At 59.5% G+C, this 20185-nt stretch carries 21 protein-coding genes; 20 read left to right on the top strand and 1 reads right to left on the bottom strand.

Annotated features, from left to right (window positions below; translation table 11 throughout):
- The first annotated feature begins 5 nt into the window (after positions 1-5).
- The 9 genes from fliF (at position 6) to ACP7BO_RS18765 (ending at position 9208) form a co-directional block, all read left to right on the top strand.
- Positions 6-1787 (top strand): flagellar basal-body MS-ring/collar protein FliF, encoded by a 1782-nt coding sequence (gene fliF / locus ACP7BO_RS18805; RefSeq protein WP_397454324.1) that lies wholly within the window; start codon positions 6-8, stop codon positions 1785-1787.
- Positions 1780-2802 carry a flagellar motor switch protein FliG gene (gene fliG / locus ACP7BO_RS18800; RefSeq protein WP_060693874.1) on the top strand — a complete coding sequence of 341 codons (1023 nt, stop codon included), beginning with the start codon at positions 1780-1782 and terminating at the stop codon, positions 2800-2802. Before fliF ends, fliG begins: the two co-directional genes overlap by 8 nt.
- On the top strand, positions 2803-3570 hold the full coding sequence (gene fliH, locus ACP7BO_RS18795) for a flagellar assembly protein FliH (protein ID WP_426212036.1): 768 nt from the start codon (positions 2803-2805) through the stop codon (positions 3568-3570). It begins immediately after the preceding gene.
- Positions 3560-4918, top strand: a complete 1359-nt coding sequence (fliI, locus tag ACP7BO_RS18790) for a flagellar protein export ATPase FliI (protein WP_060693870.1) — start codon at positions 3560-3562, stop codon at positions 4916-4918. Before fliH ends, fliI begins: the two co-directional genes overlap by 11 nt.
- Positions 4919-4924: 6 nt before the next feature.
- Positions 4925-5377 (top strand): flagellar export protein FliJ, encoded by a 453-nt coding sequence (fliJ, locus tag ACP7BO_RS18785; RefSeq protein WP_060693868.1) that lies wholly within the window; start codon positions 4925-4927, stop codon positions 5375-5377.
- Positions 5378-5469: 92 nt separating this feature from the next.
- On the top strand, positions 5470-5772 hold the full coding sequence (locus ACP7BO_RS18780) for an STAS domain-containing protein (protein ID WP_397454321.1): 303 nt from the start codon (positions 5470-5472) through the stop codon (positions 5770-5772).
- Positions 5769-7466, top strand: a complete 1698-nt coding sequence (locus ACP7BO_RS18775) for an ATP-binding SpoIIE family protein phosphatase (RefSeq protein ID WP_397454320.1) — start codon at positions 5769-5771, stop codon at positions 7464-7466. Before ACP7BO_RS18780 ends, ACP7BO_RS18775 begins: the two co-directional genes overlap by 4 nt.
- A gap of 30 nt (positions 7467-7496) precedes the next feature.
- Positions 7497-7859, top strand: a complete 363-nt coding sequence (locus ACP7BO_RS18770) for an Hpt domain-containing protein (RefSeq protein WP_397454319.1) — start codon at positions 7497-7499, stop codon at positions 7857-7859.
- Between the two features lie 77 nt (positions 7860-7936).
- On the top strand, positions 7937-9208 hold the full coding sequence (locus ACP7BO_RS18765; RefSeq protein WP_426212028.1) for a flagellar hook-length control protein FliK: 1272 nt from the start codon (positions 7937-7939) through the stop codon (positions 9206-9208).
- 24 nt (positions 9209-9232) lie between these two features.
- On the opposite strand, the gene ACP7BO_RS18760 is transcribed toward ACP7BO_RS18765, so the two are convergent.
- Positions 9233-10144 carry a GNAT family N-acetyltransferase gene (locus ACP7BO_RS18760; RefSeq protein WP_426212026.1) on the bottom strand — a complete coding sequence of 304 codons (912 nt, stop codon included), beginning with the start codon at positions 10142-10144 and terminating at the stop codon, positions 9233-9235.
- A 220-nt stretch (positions 10145-10364) separates the two neighbouring features.
- On the opposite strand from ACP7BO_RS18760, the gene fliL reads away from it, so the two are divergent.
- The 11 genes from fliL to flhF all read left to right on the top strand — a co-directional run bounded on the left by fliL (position 10365) and on the right by flhF (position 20104).
- A complete protein-coding gene (fliL, locus tag ACP7BO_RS18755) occupies positions 10365-10856 on the top strand; it encodes a flagellar basal body-associated protein FliL (RefSeq protein ID WP_426212093.1) in 492 nt (163 codons plus the stop codon).
- Between the two features lie 9 nt (positions 10857-10865).
- A complete protein-coding gene (gene fliM, locus ACP7BO_RS18750; protein WP_060693854.1) occupies positions 10866-11834 on the top strand; it encodes a flagellar motor switch protein FliM in 969 nt (322 codons plus the stop codon).
- A gap of 50 nt (positions 11835-11884) precedes the next feature.
- The gene (gene fliN / locus ACP7BO_RS18745) at positions 11885-12349 is read left to right on the top strand and encodes a flagellar motor switch protein FliN (protein ID WP_426212024.1); all 465 of its coding nucleotides are present in this window, start codon (positions 11885-11887) and stop codon (positions 12347-12349) included.
- On the top strand, positions 12350-12790 hold the full coding sequence (fliO, locus tag ACP7BO_RS18740; RefSeq protein WP_426212022.1) for a flagellar biosynthetic protein FliO: 441 nt from the start codon (positions 12350-12352) through the stop codon (positions 12788-12790). It abuts the gene before it with no gap.
- The gene (fliP, locus tag ACP7BO_RS18735) at positions 12790-13533 is read left to right on the top strand and encodes a flagellar type III secretion system pore protein FliP (protein ID WP_060693848.1); all 744 of its coding nucleotides are present in this window, start codon (positions 12790-12792) and stop codon (positions 13531-13533) included. Before fliO ends, fliP begins: the two co-directional genes overlap by 1 nt.
- 24 nt (positions 13534-13557) lie before the next feature.
- Complete coding sequence (gene fliQ / locus ACP7BO_RS18730) at positions 13558-13827, top strand: flagellar biosynthesis protein FliQ (RefSeq protein WP_003441876.1); 270 nt, start codon at positions 13558-13560, stop codon at positions 13825-13827.
- Positions 13828-14610, top strand: a complete 783-nt coding sequence (gene fliR / locus ACP7BO_RS18725) for a flagellar biosynthetic protein FliR (protein ID WP_397454311.1) — start codon at positions 13828-13830, stop codon at positions 14608-14610.
- 2 nt (positions 14611-14612) lie between these two features.
- Positions 14613-15749 carry a flagellar biosynthesis protein FlhB gene (flhB, locus tag ACP7BO_RS18720; RefSeq protein WP_426212019.1) on the top strand — a complete coding sequence of 379 codons (1137 nt, stop codon included), beginning with the start codon at positions 14613-14615 and terminating at the stop codon, positions 15747-15749.
- Between the two features lie 111 nt (positions 15750-15860).
- Positions 15861-16430: a hypothetical protein gene (locus ACP7BO_RS18715; protein ID WP_397454308.1), complete on the top strand. Its 570-nt coding sequence runs from the start codon at positions 15861-15863 to the stop codon at positions 16428-16430.
- Positions 16431-16649: 219 nt separating this feature from the next.
- Positions 16650-18779, top strand: coding sequence for a flagellar biosynthesis protein FlhA (gene flhA, locus ACP7BO_RS18710; RefSeq protein WP_060696946.1), 2130 nt, complete (start codon positions 16650-16652; stop codon positions 18777-18779).
- Between the two features lie 11 nt (positions 18780-18790).
- Positions 18791-20104, top strand: a complete 1314-nt coding sequence (flhF, locus tag ACP7BO_RS18705; RefSeq protein WP_060693841.1) for a flagellar biosynthesis protein FlhF — start codon at positions 18791-18793, stop codon at positions 20102-20104.
- Positions 20105-20185 lie beyond the last annotated feature (81 nt).

Below are 20185 nucleotides of genomic sequence, written 5' to 3'. Positions count from 1 at the left end.
AAGTCATGGCTGATGCACTCCCGGATAACGTTCCGGCCAATCCAGGCCCGTCTGGCGGCAAGTCGCCGCTGTTCGGCCTGTCTTTTCTGGACAACCTGGCCGAGATGACCATGCTGCGCCAGGTCGGCCTTATGGTTGGCCTGGCCGCGAGCGTGGCGATTGGTTTTGCCGTGGTTCTGTGGTCGCAGCAACCCGATTACCGGCCGCTGTACGGCAGCCTGGCCGGGATGGATGCCAAGCAGGTCATGGAAACCCTGGCCTCCGCCGACATCGCCTACACCGTTGAACCGAATTCTGGCGCCTTGCTGGTCAAGGCCGATGACGTCTCACGCGCGCGGCTCAAACTGGCTGCCGCAGGTGTTACCCCCACCGACAGCAATATCGGTTTTGAGATCCTCGATAAAGACCAGGGCCTGGGCACTAGCCAGTTCATGGAAGCCACGCGCTATCGCCGTGGTCTGGAAGGCGAACTGGCGCGCACCATTTCCAGCCTCAACAACGTCAAGGGCGCCCGCGTGCACCTGGCGATCCCCAAGAGTTCGGTGTTCGTGCGCGATGAGCGCAAGCCCAGCGCCTCGGTACTGGTCGAGCTGTACGGCGGCCGTTCGCTGGAACCGGGCCAGGTGCAGGCCATTATCAATCTGGTGGCCACCAGCGTCCCGGAACTGAACAAGTCGCAGATCACGGTGGTCGACCAAAAAGGCAATCTGCTGTCGGATCAGGCGCAAAATTCCGAGCTGACCATGGCCGGCAAGCAGTTCGACTACAGCCGCCGCATGGAAAGCATGCTCACTCAACGGGTGCATAACATCCTGCAGCCGGTGCTGGGCAATGACCGCTACAAGGCTGAAGTGTCTGCCGATGTTGATTTCAGCGCAGTCGAGTCCACATCCGAACAGTTCAACCCGGATCAACCGGCCCTGCGCAGCGAGCAATCGACCAGCGAGCAGCGCACCGCCAGCACTGGCCCGCAAGGCGTTCCCGGGGCATTGAGCAATCAGCCGCCGAGCCCAGCCTCGGCGCCACAGAAAACCGCTCAGGGCGGCGCTGGCGGTGCGGGCATGATTGCGCCCGGTAACCCGCTGCTGGATGCCAACGGTCAGCAAATCATGGACCCGGCTACCGGCCAGCCGATGCTGGCCCCGTACCCGGCAGACAAGCGCTCGCAATCGACCCGCAACTTTGAACTGGACCGCTCCATCAGCCACACCAAGCAGCAGCAGGGCAAGGTCAATCGCCTGTCCGTGGCGGTGGTGATCGACGACAAGGTCAGCGTTAACCCGGCCAACGGCGAAATCACCCAGGTGCCGTGGACCAGCGATCAACTGGCGCGCTTTACCCGTCTGGTGCAGGACGCAGTCGGTTTTGATGCCAGCCGTGGCGACAGCGTCAGTGTGATCAACGTGCCGTTCTCCACCGAGCGCGCTGAAGTGGTGGCCGATATTCCGTTCTACTCTCAGCCCTGGTTCTGGGATGTGCTCAAGCAAGTGCTGGGCGTGCTGTTCATTCTGCTACTGGTATTCGGGGTGCTGCGTCCGGTGCTTAACAACATCACCGGCCATGGTCGCAACAAGCAGGTGGCGGGTATTGGCAGCGATGCCGAAATGGGCGGTCTGGATGGCGAACTGGCCAACGACCGGGTCAGCCTCGGCGGCCCGCAGAGCATCATGTTGCCGAGCCCGAGCGAAGGCTATGACGCGCAGTTGAACGCAATCAAGAGTCTGGTGGCAGAAGACCCGGGCCGTGTGGCTCAGGTGGTGAAAGAGTGGATCAACGCTGATGAGTGATAATCGAGCTGCTGCCAACCCCAAGCTGACCCGGGTCGACAAGGCCGCGATTCTGCTGCTGTCGCTTGGCGAATCTGACGCGGCCCAAGTACTGCGTCACATGGGGCCCAAAGAAGTCCAGCGGGTGGGTGTGGCGATGGCGCAAATGCGCAACGTGCACCGCGAGCAGGTCGAACAGGTCATGAGCGAGTTCGTTGAAATCGTCGGCGACCAGACCAGCCTGGGGGTCGGCTCGGACAGCTACATCCGCAAAATGCTCACCTCGGCCCTGGGCGAAGACAAGGCCAACGGCCTGATAGACCGCATCCTGCTGGGCGGCAACACCAGCGGCCTCGACAGCCTGAAGTGGATGGAACCCCGTGCCGTGGCGGATGTGATTCGCTTCGAACACCCGCAGATTCAAGCCATCGTGGTCGCCTATCTCGACCCCGATCAGGCGGGCGAAGTGCTTGGCCACTTTGATCAAAAGGCGCGGCTGGACATCATCCTGCGCGTTTCCTCGCTCAACACCGTGCAGCCGGCGGCCCTTAAAGAACTGAACCAGATTCTCGAAAAGCAGTTCTCCGGCAACTCCAATGCTGCGCGCACCTCTCTGGGCGGCATCAAGCGGGCGGCCGACATCATGAACTTCCTCGACAGCTCGATGGAATCTCAACTGATGGACTCCATTCGCGACATCGACGAAGACCTGTCCGGGCAGATCGAAGACCTTATGTTTGTCTTCAACAACCTGGCGGATGTCGATGACCGGGGCATTCAGGCGCTGCTGCGCGAAGTGTCATCGGACGTGCTGGTGCTGGCACTCAAGGGCTCCGACGAAAACGTGCAGGAAAAAATCTTCAAGAACATGTCCAAGCGAGCTGCCGAATTGCTGCGCGACGACCTGGAAGCCAAAGGCCCTGTGCGGGTCAGCGATGTCGAAACTGCACAGAAAGAAATCCTCACCATTGCCCGCCGTATGGCCGAAGCCGGAGAAATCGTTCTCGGCGGGAAGGGCGGCGAAGAGATGATCTAAGTGAGCAATGGTGAGTCCCCCGGAGATGTGATTCGCGCCAAGGATGTGGGTGCCTTCGACGTATGGGGCCTGCCCAGCTTTGACCCGTGGCGCGAGCCGCTTGAAGTTGAACCCGAGGTGGTCGAGGAACCGCCGGTCGAGATGCAGGAGGTGCCCCTCGACGAAGTCCGGCCGCTGACCCTTGAAGAGCTCGAAAGCATCCGTCAGGAGGCCTATAACGAAGGCTTTGCCACGGGTGAAAGGGAAGGCTTTCACAGCACTCAGCTCAAGGTTCGCCAGGAAGCCGAGGTTGCCCTGAACGCCAGGGTGGCCAGCCTTGAGCGTTTGATGAGCAGTTTGCTGGCGCCGCTTGCCGAGCAGGACCAGCAGCTGGAAAAAGCCATGGTCGGCCTGGTTGAGCACATGACTCGCCAAGTGATCCAGCGCGAACTGAAAACCGATTCCAGGCAGATCGAACAGGTATTGCGCGAGGGCCTGAAGCTTCTGCCGATGGGCGCTGAAAACATCCGCCTGTTTATCAATCCGCAGGATTTTGACCAGGTCAAAGCCCTGCGCGAGCGCCATGACGAGCACTGGAAAATCCTCGAAGACGAGAGCCTGCAACCGGGTGGCTGCCGCATCGAAACCGAACATAGCCGCATTGATGCCAGCATTGAAACCCGGATCAAACTGGCCATGGACCAGTTGTTCGATCAGTTGCACGAGCAGGCATTGCATCCGGCTGCGGCAGATATCGATATTGATCTGGACTCGCCAGATGCGCCTTAGACGTACCAGCTTCGGCAAACGTCTGAGTGCATATGCCCCGGCGGTATCGTTGCCCGCGCAACCGGTAGTCGAAGGCCGCCTGCTGCGCATGGTCGGCCTGACCCTGGAAGCCGAAGGCCTGCGCGCCGCCATGGGCAGCCGCTGTCTGGTGATCAACGATGACAGTTTTCATCCGGTGCAAGTTGAAGCCGAGGTCATGGGCTTTTCGGGCAGCAAGATTTTTTTGATGCCGGTGGGCAGTGTTGCCGGAATCGCCCCGGGCGCCCGCGTGGTGCCGCTGGCCGATAACGGACGCTTGCCGATGGGCATGAGCATGCTCGGTCGCGTCCTCGACGGTGCCGGGCGGGCGTTGGACGGCAAGGGCGGGATGAAAGCCGAAGACTGGGTGCCGATGGACGGCCCGACCATCAACCCGCTCAAGCGTGATCCCATCAGCGTGCCGCTGGACGTCGGCATTCGCAGTATCAACGGTTTATTGACGGTGGGCCGTGGCCAGCGTCTGGGCCTGTTCGCCGGTACCGGGGTGGGCAAGAGTGTGCTGCTGGGCATGATGACCCGCTTTACCGAGGCCGACATCATCGTGGTCGGGCTGATCGGCGAGCGGGGCCGCGAAGTGAAGGAATTCATCGAACATATCCTCGGCGAAGAAGGCCTCAAGCGTTCGGTGGTGGTTGCCTCCCCGGCTGACGATGCGCCGCTGATGCGTCTGCGCGCAGCCATGTACTGCACGCGAATCGCTGAATACTTTCGCGACAAGGGCAAGAACGTGCTGCTGTTGATGGACTCGTTGACGCGATTCGCCCAGGCCCAGCGCGAGATTGCCCTGGCCATTGGCGAGCCGCCGGCAACCAAGGGCTATCCGCCCTCGGTGTTTGCCAAATTGCCCAAGCTGGTGGAGCGTGCCGGTAACGCCGAAGCCGGTGGTGGCTCGATCACTGCGTTTTACACCGTGCTGTCCGAAGGCGATGACCAGCAGGACCCGATTGCCGACTCGGCGCGGGGCGTGCTCGACGGGCACATCGTGTTGTCCCGGCGTCTGGCCGAAGAAGGCCATTACCCTGCAATTGATATTGAAGCGTCCATCAGCCGGGTGATGCCGTCGGTGGTGACCGAAGAACACATGCGTCGCGCGCAGCAGTTCAAGCAGCTGTGGTCGCGCTTCCAGCAGGCCCGGGACTTGATCAGCGTGGGGGCTTACGTGCCGGGCGGCGATCGGGAAACCGATACTGCGATTGCCTTGCAGCCGGCGATGGTGGCGTACCTGCGCCAGGGGCTGAACGACAACATCAGCCTGGGTGAAAGTGCTGGCCATCTGGGGACGATCTTCGCTCCGGCCGCGGGCGGTTAATCGACCATGGCCAGTGATGGAAGGGCGGCGCGTCTGGCGCCGGTGGTGGACATGGCCGAAAAGACCGAAAAGGCTGCCGCTCAGCGCCTTGGCCATTTTCAGGGGCAGGTCAATCTGGCCAACAGCAAGCTCGGCGACCTGGAAAACTTCCGTGGGGAATATCAGGCGCAATGGGTCGAGCGCGGCAGCCAGGGCGTGACCGGGCAATGGTTGCGCAACTATCAGTACTTTCTCAACCAGCTTGAAACTGCGGTCGGCCAGCAGCGCCAGAGCCTGGTGTGGCATCAGAACAATCTCGACAAGGCCCGCGAAACCTGGCAGCAGGCGTATGCCCGGGTGGAAGGGCTGCGCAAGCTGGTCCAGCGTTACGCCGAAGAAGCCCGTCAGCTGGAAGACAAGCGCGAGCAAAAACTGATGGACGAACTGTCCCAACGTTTACCGCGTAACAGCCCTTACTGACCCCCCTCCTGTAGGAGTGAGCAAGCTCGTTCCCACAGAGTTTGTTCGGCGCGTCTATAGTTTTCGGATCAACCCGACACGGGAGCATCCCCATGGCAGTGACGTCTGAACTCTCCGCAGATGGCCGTAAGCTGACGATCGCGATCAAAGGCCGGTTCGACTTTGCCAAGCATCAAGAATTTCGTGACGCCTACGAAAAATTCGGCCCTGATACTGAATACGTGGTGGATCTCAAGGAGGCCACCTATGTCGACAGCTCGGCGCTGGGCATGCTGCTGTTGCTGCGTGACCATGCCGGCGGCGATAGCTCCGAGATCCGGGTCATCAACAGCAACCCGGATGTGCTTAAAATTTTCAACATCTCTAACTTCGACAAGCTGTTCGATATCACGTGAACACTCCCCTGACAGTGCTGATTGCCGAAGACAGCACCGCTGACCGCCTGCTGTTGTCGAGCATTGTGCAGCGTCAGGGTCATAACGTGCTGCTCGCCGCCAATGGCGCTGAAGCCGTAGCGCTGTTTGCCCTCCAGCGTCCACAACTGGTGCTGATGGATGGTTTGATGCCCGTGATGGACGGGTTCGAAGCAGCCCGGCAAATCAAGGCGTTGGCCGGCGAGGTGCTGGTGCCGATCATTTTTCTCACTTCCCTGAACCAGGCCGATGCCCTGGCCCGCAGTCTGGAGGCGGGCGGCGACGATGTGCTGAGCAAGCCTTACAACCCCTTGCTGCTGGCGGCGAAAATCACCGTGATGGACCGGATGCGGCGCCTGCAAGAGACCGTCCTGCAGCAGCGCGACATGATTGCCAGGCACAACGATTACTTGCTCAACGAGCAGCGGGTGGCCAAGGCGGTTTTTGACCGAGTGGCGCATGCGGGCTGTCTGAGCGCGCCGAATATCCGTTATCTGCAATCGCCCTATGCCCTGTTCAATGGTGATTTGTTGCTGGCGGCCTACACCCCGACCGGCGATACCCACTTGCTGCTGGCCGACTTTACCGGGCACGGCCTGCCGGCTGCGATCGGGGCGATGCCGTTGGCGGAAGTGTTTTACAGCATGACGGCCAAGGGGTATGGGTTGGGCGAAATGCTCCGCGAAATGAATGCCAAGCTCAAACGCATCCTGCCTGTCGACATGTTCTGCTGCGCCACTGTGCTGTGTGTCAGTGCGCAGCGGCGCAGTGTTGAAGTCTGGAACGGCGGGATGCCGGATGGCTACCTGCAAACAATGGCCACGGGGCGGCGCACGGCATTGACCTCACAGCACCTGCCTTTGGGGGTGCTGCGTGCTGGCGTATTTGATCATGGCACCCAGGTCTGGCCGATGCTGCCCGGCGATCAGCTGTTTTTACTGACCGACGGGGTGGTAGATACCAGTGGCCCGGATGAGCAACTGTTCGGGGTGGAGCGCTTGCTGCAGGTGCTGGATGCCAATCGTCAGCCGCAACAGCTGATTGCCGAGGTCGAGCGGGCGCTGCACGACTTTCAGGGCTACTCCCGGGATGATGTGAGCATGGTGCAGATCACCTCGCAGCTGGCGCAGCGTCCGCAAGTGCCTGTCATGCTCTATTCCGACAGTGGCCAGTGCAGCCCGCTGGACTGGTCGGCCAGCTTTGAGTTTCGCGCCTCCACACTCCGGCAATTCAATCCGCTGCCCTACCTGTTGCAATTACTGATGGAGGTTCACGGTCTGCGCCCCCAGGGCGCCGTCATTCATGCGGTGCTGTCCGAGCTTTATAGCAACGCACTGGAGCACGGGGTTCTGGGCCTCGATTCACGGCTCAAACGTGATATTCACGGCTATACCCACTATTACCGGCTCCGTAATGAGCGTCTGGATGCGCTCCAGAGCGGCTTTGTGCGGGTGCAACTGCAAATCGAACCGGTTCATCAGGGCGGACGGCTAATGTTGCAGGTTGATGACAGTGGCGCAGGCTTTGATGTTGCAAAGGTGCTGTCTAGACCGCTTGATCTAGACCGTTTGTCGGGGCGTGGTGTGAGTTTGGTACGACAACTGTGCCCTGCAGCACGTTGGTCAGGCGATGGTCGCAGTGCGACCGTAGAGTTTTCATGGGAGGCTCTGGCATAATCCGAGCATTCTTGATCAAGGAGTGAGCAAGTGTCCGATATACATATGGATCCAAAAGTAGTCAGTGCGCTGCGCGATGTAATGGAAGGCGGGTTTGAGGACCTGCTCGATACCTTTCTCTCGGACTCCGAAGAGCGTCTCGGCCAGCTGCACAGTACTCACGAAGCCTGCGACCTGACCCTGGTCGCCCACAGCTTCAAAGGCAGCAGCAGTAACATGGGCGCCATTCGTTTGGCGCATCTTTGCGGCCTGCTCGAAGAGCGGGCACAAAAGAAGCAGCTGGCCGGTATCGAGGAGCTGGTGATCAAAATCGACGATGAATACCAGATGGTGCGTCGACTCTATCGTGCCGAGCGCCAGCGTTTCGGCTCGTCCAATTTTGCCTCTGGCTGATTCTGCCAAAGCTGGCCCGAACCTTGCTCTGACTCATCCACCTGTACCTACGCCAGCCGTACAGTGGAGACCTGTCAATGCCACTCGCCGCCAATCCCTTTCTTCAGACCCCTGGCGCTGCTGCGTCCAAAACCCCTGCGGCCAAAATCCCCCAGACCGCTGCAGAACCCGCTAAATCCGGGGCTGTACACTTTTCCCGGGTGTATGCCAAAGCGACTGAAACCAGGCCCGCCAGCGGTATGCGCGAGCAGTCACCAGGGGCGGTTGCCAAGCATGATCAGGGCAGCGACAAGGTCCCGCAAAAACCGTCAGCCGTTGCCGATAGCGGCAAACCCTTGCCTGGTGGCAAGCCCGGTAGTGCCGACAGTGCCGATCAGGACGAGGGCGCTGGCGAGGTGAGCAAAGAGGCGCCTGTGGCTGCAGTGCCAGTGCCTGCGGCTGAAGCTTCGGTGCCGGTAGAACCTGCGCAGCCGGTACAGCCCGACATTCAGTCTGCGCAACTGGCTGCCGCCGCACAGGCACCGCTTCAGTCTCCACCGGTGGCTGATGACGGTTTCGATCCAGAAGCCGACCCCCTCGACGACATGCCTGCCGTACGCCTGGCAATGGAGCAGGGCGGCCATGTCTCGGCCGGCAGCCAGGCTCCGGGCAAAAACGTCTCTCTGGAAAGCTCGCCTTCTACAGTTGCGGGGCAAACCGGCGCTGTTGCCATGCTGCTCGATCCGAAAACCGACGGCTCAGCTTGCGGCGAGGGCGGTGAGGAGGCGTTCAAGGGGCTGGTCGATGATGGCCTCAAAGATCTGAAAAGCGCATCCAGCGATACCCGTGTGGATGACTTCGCCAGTCGCCTGGCCGCACTCACCCAGGCGGCGGTGCCAAAAACCGCCAATGCACTGCCGGTCAACCAGCCGTTGGCCATGCACCAGAGTGGCTGGACTGAAGAAGTGGTCAATCGGGTGATGTACCTGTCCAGTGCCAACCTGAAATCGGCGGATATCCAGCTGGAGCCGGCTGAATTGGGGCGCCTGGATATCCGGGTGAACCTATCGCCCGACCAGGCGGCGCAGGTCAACTTTGTCAGTGCTCACGCCGGAGTGCGCGAGGCACTGGACAGCCAGATGCACCGCTTGCGTGAAATGTTCGCCCAGCAGGGCATGGGGCAGGTCGACGTTAACGTGTCTGATCAGTCACGCAACTGGCAGGGCCAGGGCCAGGAACAACAGGCCCAAAGCCGTTCCGGTGGTCAACGGCTTGATGGCGCCGGTGAGGATGAGCGGGCAATTGCTGCCACAGAGGCCGTAGCGCCGAGTGTGGTTATCGGCTCCAGCGCCGTGGATTACTACGCGTAAAACCCCGGCACTGTCCTGCCGCCCCTACAGGTGGAAATGGCCCGCAGCCTCCGGCTGGTAAAGCACTTTCCTGATCTCAATCCGGCGGGTCCGATCAGAAATTCGCCAGTCAATGGCGTCCCCCTCCTGATAGCCCAGGATGGCGGCGCCGATGTCGGAATACACGGAGTGTTTCCCTGCGTTGCTGTCTGCATCTTCTGGGTAGACCAAGGCCACTTCGATCTCTTCGTCGTCCAGCTGCAGCAAGGCCCTGGAGTTCATCGTGACGACATTGCTCGCCACTTGCTGCGGCTTGACGACAATGGCTCGCTCAAGTTCATGTTCGAGTTCAACAATGGCCGGTGATTGCTCGAGCGCGATCAGACTCTCGAGCCTGGCCTTGTCGATTTCAGTGATGTAGATCCTTGTGGAGTCGCCAACGGCACCTTCGCGCAAGAACTGGCGATAGCGCCCCGCGGTCATGGAAAACGACTTCAATGTCGGCGTTTCGCTCTCAAGCATAAAGCCGCTGCGCAGAAAGGCTTTCAGCGAGCGCGCGTTGTCCGGGTGGATCTTGGCGATGAGCTTCTCGGTCCGCATGTCGAGGAAGGCCAGTTTCATGCCTTCGCGGATCGTGCGGGCGCCAAGGTTTCGGCCCCATTTGTCGCTGTCTCCGATGACCAGGACTATTTCGCAATTGGGGCCGGTCTTGATTAGACGGACAAAGCCCACCGGAGCGTCATGCCGGTCATAGGCCATGAAGAATCGGCCGCCCCGGTTGAACAGATGGGTCAGGATCGGCAATTGAGTCCGATCAATAGCTTGCCCGATGGAGCGGGAGACATGGCGCGAATCGCTCAGATAGCAGGTAACGCGCTCATCCTCCAACCAATCCATCAGCGTCAGCGCGTGCGCCCGAGTAATTTCAGGGCACAGAGAAATGAAAGGCTTGTTCATCTTCAACACACTTATTTGTAAAAGGATGAAAGCCCTTCATGGCTATGGCCATAACGGTTCTTTCGGCAACCGGCTATTTTAAGGCATTACGCGAGTAATGCCGAGCAGCTTGGAAAGTTCGAGGGAAACCATCGTTCTGCGGCATCCCGACACTTCTGGCATAACACTTGCTCTGCCTACCCGAGCATCTGTGAAAACCGAAAAGCGACGGATTATTGGCATGGCGACGAGCGACGTAGTGAAGGACCCTGCCGAGAAAGGCAAATTAAAGCTGATTATCCTGATTGCAGTGGCGGTGCTGCTGGCGATCGGCCTGTCTGTGGGGGCCACCTGGTATTTCGTGAGCAGCCCCAAGAGTGAGGCGGCGCCTGTCGTTGACGCAAACATCAAGCTCCCGGCGATTTATGAACCCATGGCGCCGGCCTTCGTGGTCAATTACAACGCCAACGGCCGCCAGCGCTATATGCAAGTGAGCATGACCTTGCAAGCACGCGACCAGAATGACCTCAACGCACTCAAGGTGCACATGCCAGTGATCCGCAACAATTTGGTGATGTTGTTCTCCGGGCAAACCTTTGATGATCTGGCGACGCCGGTCGGCCAAGAAATACTTCGTCAGAAAGCCACTGCCACCGTGCAGGAAGTAGCGCAAAAAGAACTCGGAAAAGTGGTTGTCGATCAGGTGCTCTTTACTAACTTTGTATTGCAGTAGGATCACGACATGGCCGTGCAAGACCTGCTGTCCCAGGATGAGATCGACGCGCTGTTGCATGGTGTCGATGATGGCCTGGTACAGGCCGAAGCAGCTGCCGAACCCGGCAGTGTCAAAAGTTACGACCTGACCAGTCAGGACCGGATTGTCCGGGGGCGCATGCCGACCCTGGAAATGATCAACGAACGTTTCGCCCGTTACACCCGTATCAGCATGTTCAACATGCTGCGCCGCTCGGCAGACGTAGCGGTGGGCGGGGTGCAGGTCATGAAGTTCGGTGAATACGTGCACTCGCTGTACGTACCCACCAGTCTGAACCTGGTCAAGATCAAGCCATTGCGCGGCACCGCGCTGTTTATCCTCGACGCCAAACTGGTGTTCAAGCTGGTAGACAACTTCTTCGGCGGTGACGGCCGTCACGCCAAGATCGAGGGCCGTGAATTCACCCCTACCGAATTACGGGTAGTGCGCATGGTGCTGGAGCAGGCCTTCATCGATTTGAAGGAAGCCTGGCAGGCGATCATGGAAGTCAATTTCGAGTACATCAACTCGGAAGTGAACCCTGCCATGGCCAATATCGTCGGGCCCAGCGAAGCCATTGTGGTGTCAACCTTTCACATCGAACTCGACGGCGGTGGCGGCGATCTGCACGTCACCATGCCGTACTCGATGATCGAGCCGGTGCGCGAGATGCTCGACGCCGGGTTTCAGTCCGATCTCGACGATCAGGACGAGCGCTGGAGCAAGGCTTTGCGCGAAGACGTACTGGATGTCAGCGTGCCGCTGAGCGCCACCGTTGCCCGCCGTCAATTGCGTCTGCGCGACATATTGCACATGCAGCCGGGGGATGTGATCCCTATCGAGTTACAAGACGAACTGGTGATGCGCGCCAATGGCGTCCCTGCGTTCAAGGTCAAGCTGGGCTCGCACAAAGGCAATCTGGCCTTGCAAGTGATTGAGCCCATCGGACGGCGCTAGGCGCCGATCCACCCCCCAATAGCTGTGTTAATGAATGCGAGGTCACCCCGATGGCTAACGAACGCGATACAAGTGCTGCAGACCAGGCCCTGGCTGATGAATGGGCCGCTGCCCTGGAAGAAACCGGTGACGTCGGGCAGGCGGATATCGACGCGCTGCTGGCGGCCGATGCGGCTACCAAGCCGGCCTCCAACCGTTTGCCAATGGAAGAGTTCGGCAGCGTGCCGCGCAGTAATGAGCCGGTCACCCTGGATGGCCCCAACCTGGATGTGATTCTGGATATTCCGGTGTCCATCTCCATGGAAGTGGGCAGCACCGATATCAACATCCGCAACCTGTTGCAGCTCAACCAGGGCTCGGTCATCGAGCTTGATCGTCTGGCTGGTGAGCCACTGGATGTGCTGGTCAACGGCACCCTGATTGCCCATGGCGAAGTGGTGGTGGTCAACGAAAAATTCGGCATCCGCCTGACTGACGTGATCAGTCCAAGCGAACGCATCAAGAAGCTGCGTTAAGTGAAGCGGGTTCTTTGCGGGCTACTGGCTTTACCCCTGAGCGTGCTGGCGGCCGAGCCGCCGGCAAGCGCCACGGCAGTCGTTGGGCCCATGGTGAGCAGTGGCGTCGGCGGGCAGCTGACGCAATTGGTGCTGGGCTTGTTGTTGGTGCTGGGGCTGATTTTTGCCCTGGCCTGGCTGCTGCGACGGGTACAGCAAACCGGGCCGCGTCAGGGGCAACTGATTGAGTTGATCAGCTCGCGGGCCCTGGGTGCGCGTGACCGGCTGGTGCTGGTGCAGGTGGGCAATGAACAGATTCTGCTCGGTCTTACACCCGGGCGTATCACCCCCTTGCACGTGCTCAAGGAGCCGGTCCAGGTGCCAAGTACCACGCAGTCGGCAACCCCTGAATTTGCCCGGCGATTGATGGAAGTACTGGGTCAGCAAAAGGACAAGCCGTAATGCGTTTAGTCGTCGCGCTGTTGTTGGCATTGCTTGCGCCTGTGGCGTTCGGGGCCGACCCGTTGTCGATTCCGGCGATCACCCTGGGCACCGGGGCCAACGGCCAGCAAGAGTACTCGGTCAGCCTGCAGATTTTGCTGATCATGACCGCGCTGAGCTTTATCCCGGCGTTCGTCATGCTGATGACCAGCTTCACGCGGATCATCATCGTGTTTTCGATCCTGCGTCAGGCGCTGGGGCTGCAACAAACGCCGTCAAACCAGATTCTCACCGGCATGGCGCTGTTCCTGACCATGTTCATCATGGCGCCAGTGTTTGACCGGGTGAATCAGGACGCCTTGCAGCCTTATCTGGCAGAAAAACTCTCGGCCCAGGACGCCATTCTCAAGGCTGAAGTCCCGATCAAGGACTTTATGCTGGCGCAGACCCGCTCCAGTGACCTCGAACTGTTTATGCGCCTGTCCAAGCGTACCGACATCGCCACTCCGGATGCCGCGCCCTTGACCATTCTGGTACCGGCGTTCGTGACCTCTGAGTTGAAAACCGCGTTCCAGATTGGCTTCATGATTTTTATCCCGTTTTTGATCATCGACCTGGTGGTGGCCAGTGTGCTGATGGCCATGGGCATGATGATGCTGTCGCCGCTGATCATTTCGCTGCCGTTCAAAATCATGCTGTTTGTACTGGTGGATGGCTGGGCGCTGATTATCGGCACCCTGGCCAGCAGTTTCGGCGGAGTTTGACCCCATGACCGGGAGTAATGCGCAATGACCCCAGAAGTCGCGGTTGATCTGTTTCGTAGCGCGCTGTGGCTGACCACGGTGATGGTCGCGGTGCTGGTCGTTCCCAGTTTGTTGGTCGGGCTGTTGGTGGCCATGTTCCAGGCAGCCACCCAGATCAACGAGCAAACCCTGAGTTTTCTCCCGCGATTGCTGGTGATGCTGGTGACCTTGATCGTCGCCGGTCCCTGGCTGGTGCAAACCTTTATGGAATACATCCTGCAGTTGTACGGCAGCATTCCGCAGTTGATCGGCTAAATGTCTCTGCTCGCCCTGACCGACGCGCAGATCAGTACCTGGGTCGCCAGTTTTATGCTGCCGCTGTTCCGGGTGGGTGCGTTGCTGACCACCATGCCGATCATCGGTACGACCCTGGTGCCCAAGCGCATCAAGCTGTTTCTGTCATTGGCGGTCACCCTGGCAATCATGCCCAGCTTGCCGCCATTACCGGCCGTCAACCCGCTGGACCTCAGTGGCCTGATGCTGATTGCCGAGCAAATCATCATCGGTGCGTTGCTGGGCTTCTCGCTGCAGCTGTTTTTTCAGGCGTTCGTGGTGGCCGGGCAAATTGTCGCGATCCAGATGGGCATGGGCTTCGCATCTATGGTCGACCCGGCCAACGGGGTCAATGTGGCAGTCATCGGGCAGTTCTTCACCATGCTCGTGACCTTGTTGTTTCTGTCCATGAACGGCCATCTGGTGGTATTCGAGGTGCTTACCGAGAGCTTCACGACCTTGCCGGTGGGCGGTGGCTTGTTGACCAATCACTACTGGGAAATCGCCAACAAGCTGGGCTGGGTGCTGGGTGCCGCATTGTTACTGGTGCTGCCTGCCATTACTGCATTGCTGGTGGTCAACATCGCCTTTGGGGTGATGACCCGGGCGGCGCCGCAACTCAATATCTTCTCGATCGGTTTTCCGCTGACTCTGGTGCTGGGCATGGTGATCCTGTGGATCGGCCTGGCGGATATTCTCAATCAGTATCAACCGCTGGCCTCGGAGGCCTTGCAGTTTTTACGTGAGCTGGCACAGGCGCGATAGCCATGGCAGAAAGCGAGAGCGGTGCCGATAAAACAGAAGACCCCACGGAGAAACGGAAGAAAGACTCCAGGGAAAAGGGAGAGATCGCACGCTCCAAAGAGCTGAATACCCTGGCCATCATGCTGGCGGGCTCTATCGGGTTGCTGATTTTTGGCGGCGCGCTGGCACGGGACATGATGGATCTGATGCGCTACAACTTCAGCATCAGTCGCGAGGCGCTGCTCAACCCCGACTCCATGGGGCTGGCTTTGCTGTACTCGGGCAAGGTTGCCCTGATTGCCGTGCAACCGGTACTGGTCAGCTTGTTGATCGCGGCCCTGGTCGGGCCCATCGCGCTGGGCGGCTGGTTGTTCGCTGCCGGCAGCCTGGCGCCCAAGTTCAGCCGTATGAACCCGGCTGCCGGGATCAAGCGCATGTTCTCGGCCAAGGCGCTGGTCGAGTTGCTCAAAGCGCTGGCCAAGTTCTTCATCATCCTGATCGTTGCCTTGCTGGTGCTGCAGTCCGACATTGACGATTTGCTGCGCATTGCCCATGAGCCTTTGGAGCTGGCGGTGATTCACAGCTTGCAAGTGGTTGCCTGGAGCGCCTTGTGGATGGCCTGCGGGTTGATTCTGATTGCGGCGGTGGACGTGCCGGTGCAGCTGTGGGAAAGCCACAAAAAGCTGCTGATGACCAAGCAGGAAGTGCGTGACGAACACAAGGATCAGGAAGGGCGGCCGGAGGTCAAGCAACGGATTCGCCAGCTGCAACGGGAAATGAGCCAGCGGCGCATGATGAGCGCCATCCCGGATGCGGACGTCATCATCACCAACCCGACGCACTATGCCGTAGCGCTGAAATACGACCCGGAGAAAGGCGCAGCGCCGATGCTGCTGGCCAAGGGCAGCGATTTTCTGGCGCTCAAGATTCGCGAGATTGGTGCCAAACATAATATTTTGCTGCTTGAATCCCCGGCGCTGGCGCGCTCGATTTACCACTCCACGGAGCTGGAGCAGGAAATCCCGGCAGGGTTGTATCTGGCCGTGGCCCAGGTGCTGGCTTATGTGTACCAGATACGTCAATACCAGGCGGGCCGTGGCAAGCGTCCGGATCCGCTGAAGGATTTGCCGATCCCGGCGGATTTACGGCGTGATGAGTAGCGTGCTGACGGATGCCTGTCATCCATTGTCGGTAGAGGCTTGGCGTAAACCTGCTTAACTTGGAGTTGCGAGTTTTTTTCATCAATTCGCGTGCAGGCCATGGAGAGTGCGATGCCGATCGAGTTAACCCTTATTCCTGAAAGTTCGATCAGAACCTATGCACTTAGCGATTCGCGTGACATTGCTCACGTCGATCTCGAAGGGCTGTTTCCGAAGTTTCCTGCTCTGGACGGCACCTTTGCGATTTTCTGGCTGGATCAATTGAAAGGGCGCCATATTGTTGGTTTCAGCACCGAGGGCTCGAACTTGCTGGCGGTCATCTCGTTGCCGACGGTGCCGCACGGTCTCGGAAGGGAGCAGTACTACGGCGCAATCATGGAGCGCTGCTACAAAGAGCGTGATTCGATTTTGTCTTTTTTACGCAAGTCGTTGAGTTTTGAAGGCATCAATGGCCGCTGCGTGCGCAGTTTTATCCTCTACAAGCTGATACGCCAGCTGCAGCTGGACAGCGTCCCGGTGTGGGAAGAGCCCTCGCACATACGCGACGGGCGTTGCGGTGCAATTTTAATCGGCGGTCGCGGATCCGAGCGCTATGAACCCAATCGCAAGCTGGATGTGGTGTTCCGGTCCAGCAGCAGCGCGTGCCTGGTGATTGATCTGGGGGAGTGGAGGTGGAACTGAGTTTCGGCGCCCCGTCTGACCGTAGGAGCGAGCTTTTCAATCTGCAGACAAACAGCTCGCGAGCAAGCTCGCTCCTACAGGGTTATGTATATATGACTGCCGCCCGGCAGCTCTGAAATATAGGCATGGCCATTTGCCTAAGTTGGAAGGTTTCTTGCACAAGCTGGCTTTACGGCGCATCTGGCGTCAAAAGTTTGCTAAAGGTTTGTCGCAATGTCATTGGATCGCTCTCAGTTAATCAACACCGCACGCAACGGTCTGGCCGGTTTGGGTCATGGACAGTTGGGCGTGCCGTTGTTGTTGCTGGTGATGCTGGCAATGATGATGTTGCCGATTCCGGCCTTCCTGCTAGACGTGTTTTTTACCTTCAACATTGCGCTGTCGATTGTGGTGTTGCTGGTGTGCGTGTACGCCCTGCGACCGCTGGACTTTGCAGTGTTCCCCACCATTTTGCTGGTTGCCACGTTAATGCGCCTGGCGCTCAACGTGGCGTCGACCCGGGTGGTGATGCTTCACGGCCAGGAAGGTCACGGCGCCGCGGGCAAGGTGATTCAGGCTTTCGGTGAGGTGGTGATCGGCGGCAACTACGTGGTCGGTATCGTCGTGTTCGCGATTTTGATGATCATCAACTTCGTCGTGGTGACCAAGGGCGCCGGGCGTATTTCCGAGGTGAGCGCCCGTTTCACCCTGGACGCCATGCCCGGCAAGCAAATGGCGATTGACGCAGACCTCAATGCCGGCCTGATCGATCAGCCACAGGCCAAGCAGCGCCGTCAGGAAGTGGCCCAGGAAGCCGAGTTCTACGGTTCTATGGACGGCGCCAGCAAGTTCGTGCGCGGTGACGCCATCGCCGGCTTGCTGATTCTGTTCATCAACCTGATCGGCGGCATGGCCGTCGGTATCTTCCAGCACGGCATGACCTTCAGCGAGGCCGGCAAGGTGTATGCCTTGCTCACCATCGGTGACGGTTTGGTGGCGCAGTTGCCATCGCTTTTGCTGTCCACTGCAGCTGCGATCATGGTGACCCGTGCTTCCGGCTCCGAAGACATGGGCAAGCAGATCAATCGGCAGATGTTTGCCTCGCCCAAGGCGCTGGCGGTGTCGGCCGGTTTAATGGCGGTCATGGGGATTGTGCCGGGCATGCCGCACTTCTCGTTCCTGAGCCTGGCCGCCGTTGCGGGGGGCGTGGCGTACCTGATGTGGAAAAAACAGAACGTGGTCAAGGTCCAGGCCCTGCAAGAAGTGCAGCGCCAACAAGAGCTGCTGCCTTCGCCGGCCCGCGCCCAGGAGAGCAAGGAACTGGGCTGGGATGACGTAACGCCCATCGACATGATCGGGCTGGAGGTCGGTTACCGCCTGATTCCGCTGGTGGACCGCAATCAGGGTGGGCAGTTGCTGGCACGGATCAAGGGCGTGCGTAAAAAGCTGTCTCAGGACCTGGGCTTTCTGATGCCCACCGTGCACATCCGCGACAACCTCGATCTGGCCCCCAGCGCCTACCGTCTGACCTTGATGGGGGTGATTCTGGCCGAGGCCGAGATCTACCCCGATCGCGAGCTGGCGATCAACCCGGGACAGGTATTCGGCACCCTCAACGGGATCACCACCAAAGACCCGGCCTTTGGTCTGGAAGCCGTGTGGATCGAAGTCAGCCAGCGCAGTCAGGCGCAATCGCTGGGCTATACCGTAGTGGATGCCAGCACTGTGGTGGCCACTCACCTGAATCAGATTCTGTACAAGCACTCCCATGAGTTGATCGGTCATGAAGAAGTGCAGCAGTTGATGCAGTTGCTGGCCAAGGCCTCGCCCAAGCTGGCCGAAGAGTTGGTGCCGGGGATTTTGAGCCTGTCGCAGTTGCTCAAAGTGTTGCAGGCCTTGTTGGCAGAGCAGGTGCCGGTGCGCGACATTCGCAGCATTGCCGAAGCCGTCGCGAACAATGCCCACAAGAGTCAAGATACTGCCGCTTTGGTTGCAGCCGTGCGCGTCGCGCTGTCCCGCGCAATCGTGCAAAGCATTGTAGGCGTTGAGTCTGAGCTGCCTGTGATCACCCTGGAACCAAGGTTGGAACAAATATTGCTCAATAGTTTGCAAAAGGCCGGACAAGGCCAGGAAGAGGGCGTGTTGCTGGAGCCAAGCATGGCTGAAAAACTCCAGCGCTCGCTGATCGACGCCGCCCAGCGTCAGGAGATGCAAGGCAACCCGGTGATCTTGCTGGTGGCAGGCCCGGTACGCGCGATGCTTTCGCGGTTTGGACGCCTGGCGGTGCCTAACCTGCATGTGCTCGCGTACCAGGAAATCCCTGATAACAAGCAAGTCACGATTGTTGCGACAGTAGGCCCTAACGGCTGAGGGTTTGATTTATGCAAGTGAAGCGATTTTTCGCCGCCGACATGCGTCAGGCCATGAAGCTGATTCGTGATGAATTGGGGGCCGACGCCGCCATTATCGGTAACCGCCGTATCGCCGGGGGCGTGGAACTGACTGCCGCGCTGGACTACAAGCTGTCTGCGCTGGCACCCCGTGTACCGAATATCGAGCTGGAAGAAGAGCTGCGCAAGACCCAGTCCAGCATTGTCTCGGCCCGGGCCGAGTTGAGTTTGCGCGTTGAGGGCGATGCCGATGTCAGCCGCCAGCTGTTTGCCGGCCTGCCGCTGACCGCCGCTGAACCCTTGACCGAGCAGGCACTGCAGGAACCTGCGCGTCCGGCACCGGTGGCCGCGCCATCGATGGACCAGCGTGCCTTCGACAACATGCGCTCGGAACTCAATGTGCTGCGTGAGTTGCTCGAAGTGCAGTTGGGTTCGCTGGCCTGGAACCAGATGCAAGTCTCGCGGCCTGCACAAGCGAATTTATGGCGTCGTTTACAGCGCATCGGCTTGTCCGGGCCGCTGTCGCGGGACCTGTTGGCACAAGTGGCTGAAATCGAAGAGCCGCGTCAGGCGTGGCGGATGTTGCTGGCCCACCTGGCACGGATGATCGCCACCCCTGAGCTTGAACCGCTGGAAGAGGGCGGTGTGATTGCGATGGTGGGCCCGGCAGGGATGGGTAAAACCACGACCCTGGCCAAGCTGGCAGCGCGTTATGTCCTCAAGTACGGCGCGCAGAATATTGCATTGGTGAGCATGGACAGCTTCCGGATCGGTGCCCAGGAGCAACTCAAAACCTTGGGCCGCATTCTCAATGTACCCGTGACTCACGTGGCACCTGGCCAGTCGTTGGGCCAGACCCTTGAGCCGTTGGTGCGCAAGCGCGTGGTGCTGGTTGATACCGCTGGCTTGCAAGCCAGCGACCCGGCGCTGCGCCTGCAACTTGAAAGTCTTGCAGGGCGTGGCATCAAGGCGCGCAATTATCTGGTACTGGCTACCACCAGCCAGAAGCAGGTGTTGGCGGCGGCCTACCTCAGTTACAAACGGTGCGGGCTGGCCGGTTGCATTCTGACCAAGCTGGATGAAACGGCGAGTCTGGGGGAGGTACTGAGCCTGGCGATCAGCCACGGGCTGCCGGTGGCCTATCTCACGGATGGTCCGCGGATCCCCGATGATCTTCACTTGCCGCGTCGTCACCAATTGGTGAGCCGGGCGGTGAGTGTGCAAATGCAGGAAGAACCCAGCGAAGAGGCCATGGCCGATATGTTCGCTGATATCTATCAAAGCCCTCCCAAACAGGTCGGCTGAGGTAGTCAAGATTTTGTACCAATGTACCTACATCGATGGTCTGCAAGGTGTTGTGCCAGTGGGCACGCGCAGCCAGCTTTG

Origin of the sequence: Pseudomonas sp. TWR2-1-1 (assembly GCF_049897045.1) — a bacterium.
Taxonomy (GTDB): domain Bacteria; phylum Pseudomonadota; class Gammaproteobacteria; order Pseudomonadales; family Pseudomonadaceae; genus Aquipseudomonas; species Aquipseudomonas versuta.
This window is presented reverse-complemented; position numbering and strand designations above follow the sequence as displayed.